Source organism: Streptomyces himastatinicus ATCC 53653, from assembly GCF_000158915.1.
Classification (GTDB): Bacteria; Actinomycetota; Actinomycetes; order Streptomycetales; family Streptomycetaceae; genus Streptomyces; species Streptomyces himastatinicus.
The window spans coordinates 6,114,295-6,122,822 of sequence record NZ_GG657754.1 but is presented as its reverse complement, the minus strand read 5'-3'; the positions used below and the strand labels follow the sequence as shown (position 1 = coordinate 6,122,822).

The window sequence follows — 8,528 nt, the reverse complement described above, 5'->3', positions numbered from 1 at the left end:
GGCTTCAGGACTTCAGGCTGCGTTCAGGTTCGATTCGGCAACGTAGTGGATGTCGGAAGGGCGCGACAGGGCCCCGCCGACGAAAGCACAACACGCCACACGAACCGGAGGAACCGCCCCCATGAAGGCCAACGCCAAGCGCACCCTCGCCCCCCGCGCCGTCGTCCTCGGCACGGCCGCCGCCATCGCCCTGATCGGCGGCACGGGCGCGGCCAGCGCCTTCGCGGACGACGACGGCGGCCCGGCGCCGAAGTCCTCGGTCCAGCTCACCCAGAACGAGCGCCACCTGGACGACACCGCCCAGGACCGCACCGAGGTCAAGGCCGACAAGGTCACCTACGACCAGGCCACCGCCGCCGCCCTGAAGGCCGTCCCCGGCACCGCGACCTCCGCCGAGCTGGACACCGCCGACCGCAACGGCTCCCTGATCTGGGAGGTCGACGTCTTCGGCAAGGACCACAAGAGCCACGACGTGACCATCGACGCGGGCAACGGCAAGGTACTCAACCAGCACACCGACCGCGACGACGACGCCGCCGAGGACGCCCGCGAGACCCAGGCCCTGATCAAGGGCGACAAGACCGGCTACGCCAACGCCACCGACCAGGCCCTGAAGGCCGTGCCCGGCACCGTTACCTCCTTCGGCCTGGACGACAACGACCGCACCGGCGCGACCGTCTACGAGGTCGACGTCCTCGGCAAGGACCACAAGAGCCACGACATCACCGTCGACGCCGCCAGCGGCAAGGTCCTCAACCAGCACGTCGACCACGACGACAACGACAGCGATGACGGCGACGACGACTGACCAGCCCGCCTCTGACGCCTCATGAGCCCGAAGGGGCCGCCCCCGCCACTGTCCGGCGGGAGCGGCCCCTTCGCCTGTCAGCGGTCAGACCGGGAGCTGCCAGCCGGGCCCCTCCGGAGAGCCGATCCATACGGTCTGCTCGAAGGGGGTGGCGGTCATCCCGAACTTCGTCAAGTCCGGTGCCCCCGCGTCCCGCCACAGGAGAAGGGCCTGTTCCACTTGGTCCCAGAGGTGGAGCGGTCCGTGCTGGTGCACGGTCCATCCGTCGCCGTCGGGTTCGGTCCAAGCCTGTGAACCGGTCGCCACGTCGCGGAGGATGATGCCGGAGCCGGTGGTCATCAGCTCGGCCGAGGGTGCCGCGAGCTGGGCGACGAACCGTCCCGCCCACTCTTCGAGGAGCCCGGGATCCAGGCGGGTACTACGGCTGTCGCCGTCCAGCCGGAAGAAGGACGGCGATGGAGGCCGCTCGTGGGGGCGGGCGAGCATATAGGTGATGGTGTCGCCGGTGAACCGGCCGTGGGCGGTTCCCTCGTCATCGAGGACGAGGCGGATCATCCCGGCAGCGAGCATCCAGCCGCTGACGGTGGTGGTGATCGATCCGCCGTCGTTCAGCTGCCAGAACCACGAGTGCGGGATGGACCGAACGGAGCAGGTGGCGATGATCGCGTCGTAGTCGGCATGCTTCCTGCACCCTTGGAGTCCGTCTCCGACCGCGAGCGTTGGCGCACATCCGGCCTCGCTCAGGTGCACGGCGGCTCGCGCCGCGAGATCGGCGTCGTACTCGATACTGACGACGTTCCCGGCCCCGAGCCGGTGGCACAGGATCGCGGTGGAGTAGCCGGTTCCGGTGCCCACTTCGAGGACCCTCTGACCGGGTCGCAGCTCAGCCACCTGGGCCGTGCGGACCACGAGGGAGGGGAGGGTCGCCGAGGACGTGGGGCTGCCGGAGACGGCCCCCGTGGCCTCGGCGGCGTCCTCCCCCTCGACCTGGGTGACCCACGTCCGGTCGGAGTAGACCATCCGCAGCCATTCGTCCTCCCCGACCTCGGCTCGGCGTACGGGTTCCCACCCGGCGCCGGTGGGGCGGAAGGCCGCGGCGCCGAGGAACAGTTCGCGGGGGACCACCGCGACGGCATCGCGCCATCCGGAGTCGAGGGTCGGATTGGCGGCGGCAACCTCCTCGGCCAGGGCGAGACGGAGCGCAGCAGGGTCAGCGGGCACGATGTTCTCCTGCGTGGTGGAGCTGGTCGGCGACGGCAGTGACGATCTTTTCGCTGATCGGTTCAGGGAACCACGCAAACTGGCCGTTGGGGTTGCACTCGTACCACCAGATTCGGCCGTCCCGGTCCACGCCGAAATCGAAGGCGCCGAAGACGAGACCGAAGGCGTCCAGATATTGCCGCACCCTCGTGGCCAACGTCGGCGGCGTATCGATGAGCGAGTACGACAAGGTGTCGTAGTGGCGTCGCCAGTCCAGGCCGGGCGAACCCTCGATCCGGACCGTGAAGACCTCTTCGCCCACGGCGGTCACCCGTAGATCAGCGACGGATTGCACGCGCTTCTGGAATAGGTGCACGGTTTGGTCAACGCCGGCGGCCAGGTCGGCGGGATCAACTTCCTCGACCCATACGGTCAGCGCCCGACCGTCGGCATTCTGGTAGTCCGTGCTGCGCAGTGGCTTGTAGATGACGGGGCCGTGGGCACGGGCGAACTCCCTGGCGGAGGTCTCGTCGTTCGTGAGAAGAGTCGGCGGGATGTCGAAGCCGCAACGCGCTGCGGCGGCGAGCTGGGCGGGCTTGTGCTCGGCATCCCGATTCCGCCACGGGTGGTTCACGTAATACGCGCCGGGGAGGGAAGCGAGAACACCTCCGAGACCATAGCGAGCCTCTTCCCGGCACCAACGGGCGTCCTGGTCTCCCAGCCCGGGTGGAGCCGCATAGGGGCGCGGTCGGCGCCAATACACGGATCGAATCCGGTCGAGGTCGGTGACTCGAGTCCGCGTCCGAGCCTTTCCCCGCAGCCCGTCGTTGTCCAGACGGGCCGCGAGGGAGATGTCCATGGGAAAATCGCCCGGGTCCAGGCGTACGACGGGAACCCGGCGCCGATTCAGTTCCTCGATGACCGCATCGGCGGTGACGTCATCCACCCGTGAGACAACGAGGACGGAGGCGGCCGGAGTCAATCCGTGTCGCCTTCCTGGTCGCTGCCCTGGTCCGGGTTGCCGTCCAGGCTTGTTTTGGTCTGAGTTTCCTTGCTCGTCTCGGACCTTTTGTGCTTGCCCGTGAAGGGCACGCCCAGACCGTCCGAGTCGACCCATCGCCCGGTCTGGGTCCCCGGGTCGAGGGCGACCTGCGCAGCGGGAAGAACCACCGCTTCGGGGTAGGGCCTCATGCGCGTCAGGCCCCACGGCATTGTTGCCACGCCCACTTCCATCTCCTTTTCTCCAGCCAGTCGCGGCTGACCTCCGGCACACAGTGTGTCGCCCTGCTCACATGCGTCGGTAGAGGACGTTCGTTAGGTCCGCCGAGCCGCTGCGGGCGGCACCTCCGTAGTCACTCGGGACAACGGAGGTTCCCTGGGTCAGCCGTCCACTCCTGTCCGCCCGTCGCGGGGCGGAGGAACGCGACGAGCGGGCCAGGCATCCCGTGATCGAAGGCAAGCTCGTTGACGTGGCAGATGGCCTGGAGCACGCCGGCCCGTCCTGTGACGGCGTCGTAAGCCTCCTGCCCCAGCTGCGGCCCCTTGTATGGCGTCGACTCGTTCACGTCGGTAGCCCCCAACGCGCCGTCACGGACGGCATTTCGTGGGAGGGGTGCTGACGGCGCAGCAGTTCGTAGTCGGCCGCCGCCCGGTAGTCACCGGACTGCTTCGCCTTCTCACGCAGCGCGGTGTACTTCTGGCACTCCGCGCAGGGTGGGGTCTCCTCCGTCATGATCCGCTCCCCCGGCCGAGGTGCTTGTCGATCTTCTTCTTCAGGGCTTCCGCACGCTGGTCCAACTCCTTCGCAGTGGGGCGCTCGGGCGGTGGCGGCGCGTCCGCGCTCACCGCGTCGCTTCCAGCGCTCGACGCTGCTGGTCGTAGCGGACGATGTAGAGCGGCACGGGTTCGGTGTCCCACGCGATGGGGAAGCGGTCGGCGACGGGGAGGCGCGGGAGCGGAAGCGTCGGAGGGTCCACGGCGCAGACAGACACCGACAAACGGGGCTGGGCAGCCGGTGCCGGAGTACGTTCCGGAGCACCGGCTACCTCGTGAGGAGTTGGTGCGGGCGACACCAGCCGTAACGCCCATTCAAGGATTTGGACGATAGCCTTCTTCACTGTTGACGCTCCTCTTCAGCGTTGGCCATGCCCCCGGACCGGTCGCACGGTCGCGGGGGTCTCTTCTCGCTCTAGGCAACCGCGCCACTACGCAGAGCGGTACTGTGACAGCCGCAGCAGCTTTCAAAAGCGTCAAATCGTCTGTGCACGCAGGAAGGTGGCGGCATGGGGAGCCGGGTGCCGAACCATGACCTTGAGCGGCTGTTCCGCGAGACGGGGTGGACGCTGCGTCAGTTGGCCCAGGCGGTCAACCGCGTCGGTACGGAGCGCGGGACGCCGACCACGTACACGCCTCAAACCGTTCACACCTGGCTCAACGGCCACGTGCCGAACGAGGAACGGCGCGCGCTGATCCTCGAAGCACTGGCCCGCAGGCTGCGTCGGCCGATCACCTCCGCGGACGCCGGATTCCCGTCGCCCGTACGGGAGTCGAACGGTCGCCCGAGTACCGTGGAAGGACTGGTCGACCTCGGGAGGCAGGACGTGGATCCATCCCGTCGCAGTGTCCTCGGTGCGAGCCTTTTCTCCGTGGCGATGACGGTGCCCGACTGGCCCGACGCGGTGGGCCGACTGGAGAGCGTCCAGACCGGCAGAGCGCAACGCATCGGGATGGATGATGTCCATACGGTCATCGCCATGACCGAGCGGATTTCAGAGCTGGACGACCAATTCGGTGGCCGTCACGCGCGCCCTATGGCCGCCGCATTCTTGGTGAATACCGTGGCGCCACATCTGAGGGCCGACGCAACAGAGTCGACCCGGAAAGCGATGATGTCGGCAGCATCGGACCTTTGCTACCTCACGGGATACATGGCGGTCGACGAAGGGGCGCACGGGCTCGCGCAGCAGTACTACATGAAGGCTCTGGAACTGGCCGGGGCCTCGGAAGATCACCTGACCTACTGCACAACCCTGCGCGGCATGAGTGTGCAGGCCGTCGATCTGGGCCACGGCCAGCAGGCCATGCGCCTGGCCGATGCCGCCGCCGCGGCTTCCCCGCAGGCCGGCCCCCGGATGCGGGCCTTTCTCGCGGGGCAGCAGGCGCATGCGGCGGCGCAGGTTGGTGATCGCGACAGGGCGCTTGCGCACCTCCGGGAAGCCGAAATCGCCATGGACAAGGCTGAGTCCAGGGAGAAGGCTTTCGGTTCTTACGACCCGTCGTCGCTGAACTACCACACAAGTCAGGTACGTTACGAATTGGGCGATGTGCGGGGGTCGATCGACGCCATGATGCAGGCGGACACACTCCGCGCCAGCGTCTATCGGCGCGGGAGGGTGCGCCAGCGCGCCACGCTTGCGGAGCGCCAATTGCACATCGGCCACCTGGAAGCGGCCTGCGCCACCTGGCACCAGGTCTTGGATGATTTCCCGTTGGTGCACTCAGGCCGGGCCGATCAACGGGTGCGGGGCATGTTCGGCCTGATCCAACCCCACCTCAAAAACCGGGCCGCGCGCGAACTCCACGAGCGTGCCCGCACGGTCGTTCCGGCCTCACTCGTTTGATGCCTCACTCGACCACATGCCTCGGCCTGGAGTCCCGGACGTTGGTGACCGGCGACGCGCCAGGACAGCAGGCTTAAGAGCCGGTCCGGCAGAGTTCACGGCCCACGAGTGTGCGCATGGCCCGCTGGGTGTGCTGGCCACCGTCACTGGTGACGTACACCACGGCGGTCCGGGTCCCGTCTCGGGTGACGCCACCCCAGGTGTGATAGCCGAGCAGTTCGCCCGGGTGACCGAAGTAGCTGCCGCCACAGGGCAACGGGAGCTCACCCAGACCGAGTCCGTACTTCACACCCAGCTCGGGCGCGGGCATGGTGGTCGTCATCTCGTCGAGCTGCGCCGGAGGCAGCAGACGGCCGCCGAGCAGTGCGGCGTAGAACCGGTTCAGGTCGTGCGTGGTGCTGATGATCGAGCCGGAGCCGACGGCCATGCTCGGATTGAGCGCCGTGACGTCGATGCTGGTGGGGGTGCCGAACGCGGCGTAGCCGTGGGCGTGCGGGCCCAGGATGAACGGGAAGGCGCCGGGCGTACTGGTGCCCCTCAGGTCCAGCGGGCGGATGATCCGGTCGTTCACCTCCCGTGCCCAACTCCGGCCGGTGACCTCGTGGATGATCATCGCGGCGAGAATGTAGTTGGTGTTGGAGTACGACCAGCCTTTACCCGGGGAGAACTTGGGACGGTGCTGCGTCGCCAGCTTCACCAACTCCTCGGGGGTGTAGGTGCGGAACCGCTCGGCCCGGTAGCCGTCCGCGCTGTTCAACGCGGGTATCTCCGGCAGGACGTCACGGATGCCGCTGGTGTGCTGCAGCAGCTGCCGGACAGTGATCCGGCTGCCGTCGTTGCCGTTGCCCTGGACCACTCCTGGCAGCCATTGCTCGACGGTGTCCTCCAGGGACATCCGTCCCTCGCCGACGAGTTGCAGCACGACCGTGGCGGTGAAGGTCTTGGTGGCGCTGCCGATCCGTAACCTGCCGTTCCGCGGCATCGGCCTCCTGGTGTCCCTCTCGGCCGTCCCGGCGCGCGCGCTGTCCCGTGCGCCGGGCGACGTCACCTCGGCGAACACACCGACGGCCCCGCTGTCGTGAACAGCGTCCACCCGCCGTTGGAGCGGATCGGCCTGCTGCGGCTTCGCCGCCGCCACCGGCCCGGTCGATGCGGCGAGGATGACTGCGGCCAGGCTGGTCAGGGCGAGCAGACCTCGCCGACGCCTTGCTGACACACGCATGATGGTCCCCTTCCTGCTCGGGTCGCCCGTGCGTGCAGGGACCGCTCAGGCTGTGACCCGCGGTTGCTTCGCCCCCGGAGCCGGGGACCTGTAACCATCCCACCAGCGGAGAGGGGATCCGGCCCATCCGGCTTTCCCCCCGATGTGCCGATGCGCTGCCCTCAGGGCGGTTCCTGGGGTTGCCCCCCGCGGGTTGCCCCCGCCCAGGGGACGCTGAGGCGCGGGCCCTCGCAACGAACCCAACGCGCTCTTCGTCCGCACGCTCGGCGGCTGACCGCCCCGCCTCAGCGGCACGCCTCCGGCAACGGGCCGGGGGACGGTGTGGGGCGGACCAGCGCGCCGAGGATCCAGGGGACGTCACGCCGCCCGGTGACGACAAGCACCGGGCGGTCGCCGTCCCGGCATTCGATGACGACGCCGTCGTACTTGTAGATGCCGTACCAGTCAGCCGGGTCATCGGGCCGCAGCCCCCGGACGCGCCGCACGGTCAGCGTCTCCGGGAGCGCTCTGAGGGCGAAGCGTCCCGTGGGGTCCGGGGTGGCCGCCGGGCGTCCGTCTCCGACCACCACGTGGTCGCAGCCGTGCCCGCTGTACGGGACGTCTCCGTGTACCGACGCGCGGACGCACTGCCGCTCCGTGGCGGGAAGCGCGACGATGTCGCTGGTGTCCGCCGCGCGTACCGTGCGGCGCCGGAACCACCATGCGTACAGGGCGGCCAGGCCGACGGCGGGCGGAATGCCGGCAGCGGTGATGAGGAACGCGTCCCGTACACCGCCGCCGACCATGGCCCCGAGGGGGCCGATACAGCTGAGGAGGATGCTCGTCACCAGCCCCACGGTGAGCGGCCAGGAGGTGGTCCACATCGCGAAGGGGCGGCGGTGGCGGTGCACCCAGCCGGTCAGGAGCATGGCGAGCCCGAACGGCAGCGCCAGGAGGGCGAAGGCCGTGGGAAGTCGCCAGTCGTCGGCCGGCGACGCATGGGTCTCCTGGGCGGCGGCGCCGAAGCCCACGGTGCGGATCTCACCCCGCCAGTACGTCAGCGTCACCTCGTCGCCCGCGCGCACGGCGTCGTACACCGGCCGCGACCCGGCCATGCGCACGCGCCGCACCGCGTCCGAGCCCCGTTCGGTGGCGAGGAGCCAGTAATGGACGCTCTTGCCGCTGGACTCGTCCTCCGTGCCCTCGACGGTCGCCGGAACCGTCACCGTGCACGCGTCCGACCGCGTGCCGCCCGGGCAGGCGGGCGCGGCGGCGTACGCGCGCTTGTCCGCCAGCGCGCCCGGCACGGTGGCGAACAGCCCGGCGGAGAGCAGCAGACAGAGCAGGCCGAAACCGGCGGGCAGCAGCCACTCCCACGCGCGGCGCGCTCTCGGTACCTGGTCCGTCATCCCCATCGCCCCCTCCACCCCGGGGCCGCGACCGGCCCCCTTGCCGGACATTACGCCGCTCGGGGTGAATCCCGGAATATCCCGGACATCGGCGTCCCCGACGGCGGGTACCGGCCGTCCGCCCGGGCAGGATCTAGCCCATGCCCTGCTGCGGCGGTATCCAGGTGAGTTTGCGCCGGATGTGCGACGACATCTTCGGGTCCAGCCGCACATGCAGCTGGGTATGCCCGCAGGCCGCGCAGACGAAGGTGTCGAACACGGGCTGCTTCGCCCCGAGCGGGCCCCCTCCC

Annotated in this window: 9 protein-coding genes; 2 read left to right on the top strand and 7 right to left on the bottom strand. The window is 69.2% G+C overall.

Features of this window, described 5'->3' with window-relative positions:
* The first annotated feature begins 121 nt into the window (after positions 1 to 121).
* On the top strand, positions 122 to 808 hold the full coding sequence (locus SSOG_RS26030) for a PepSY domain-containing protein (protein ID WP_039938722.1): 687 nt from the start codon (positions 122 to 124) through the stop codon (positions 806 to 808).
* Positions 809 to 892: 84 nt separating this feature from the next.
* Here the strand turns inward: SSOG_RS26030 and tgmC are convergent, their stop codons facing one another.
* The 5 genes from tgmC to SSOG_RS57550 form a co-directional block, all read right to left on the bottom strand.
* Entirely contained in the window at positions 893 to 2,029 is a 1,137-nt protein-coding gene (tgmC, locus tag SSOG_RS26025; RefSeq protein ID WP_009717240.1) for an ATP-grasp peptide maturase system methyltransferase, read from the bottom strand.
* Positions 2,019 to 2,990, bottom strand: a complete 972-nt coding sequence (tgmB, locus tag SSOG_RS48945) for an ATP-grasp ribosomal peptide maturase (RefSeq protein WP_078510401.1) — start codon at positions 2,988 to 2,990, stop codon at positions 2,019 to 2,021. Before tgmB ends, tgmC begins: the two co-directional genes overlap by 11 nt.
* Positions 2,987 to 3,220 carry a putative ATP-grasp-modified RiPP gene (gene tgmA / locus SSOG_RS26015; RefSeq protein ID WP_245606635.1) on the bottom strand — a complete coding sequence of 78 codons (234 nt, stop codon included), beginning with the start codon at positions 3,218 to 3,220 and terminating at the stop codon, positions 2,987 to 2,989. The genes tgmB and tgmA overlap by 4 nt, the downstream gene beginning before the upstream one ends.
* Positions 3,221 to 3,569: 349 nt before the next feature.
* The gene (locus SSOG_RS53925; RefSeq protein ID WP_009717237.1) at positions 3,570 to 3,740 is read right to left on the bottom strand and encodes a hypothetical protein; all 171 of its coding nucleotides are present in this window, start codon (positions 3,738 to 3,740) and stop codon (positions 3,570 to 3,572) included.
* 109 nt (positions 3,741 to 3,849) lie between these two features.
* The gene (locus tag SSOG_RS57550) at positions 3,850 to 3,984 is read right to left on the bottom strand and encodes a hypothetical protein (RefSeq protein ID WP_281048124.1); all 135 of its coding nucleotides are present in this window, start codon (positions 3,982 to 3,984) and stop codon (positions 3,850 to 3,852) included.
* Between the two features lie 306 nt (positions 3,985 to 4,290).
* Here SSOG_RS57550 and SSOG_RS26005 point away from each other — a divergent pair, with 306 nt between their 5' ends.
* A complete protein-coding gene (locus SSOG_RS26005) occupies positions 4,291 to 5,628 on the top strand; it encodes an NsdA family TPR-like regulatory protein (RefSeq protein ID WP_039938719.1) in 1,338 nt (445 codons plus the stop codon).
* Positions 5,629 to 5,701: 73 nt separating this feature from the next.
* Here the strand turns inward: SSOG_RS26005 and SSOG_RS26000 are convergent, their stop codons facing one another.
* On the bottom strand, positions 5,702 to 6,850 hold the full coding sequence (locus SSOG_RS26000; protein WP_009717234.1) for a serine hydrolase domain-containing protein: 1,149 nt from the start codon (positions 6,848 to 6,850) through the stop codon (positions 5,702 to 5,704).
* Positions 6,851 to 7,134: 284 nt separating this feature from the next.
* On the bottom strand, positions 7,135 to 8,238 hold the full coding sequence (locus SSOG_RS25995) for a hypothetical protein (RefSeq protein ID WP_063631657.1): 1,104 nt from the start codon (positions 8,236 to 8,238) through the stop codon (positions 7,135 to 7,137).
* Between the last annotated feature and the right edge of the window lie 290 nt (positions 8,239 to 8,528).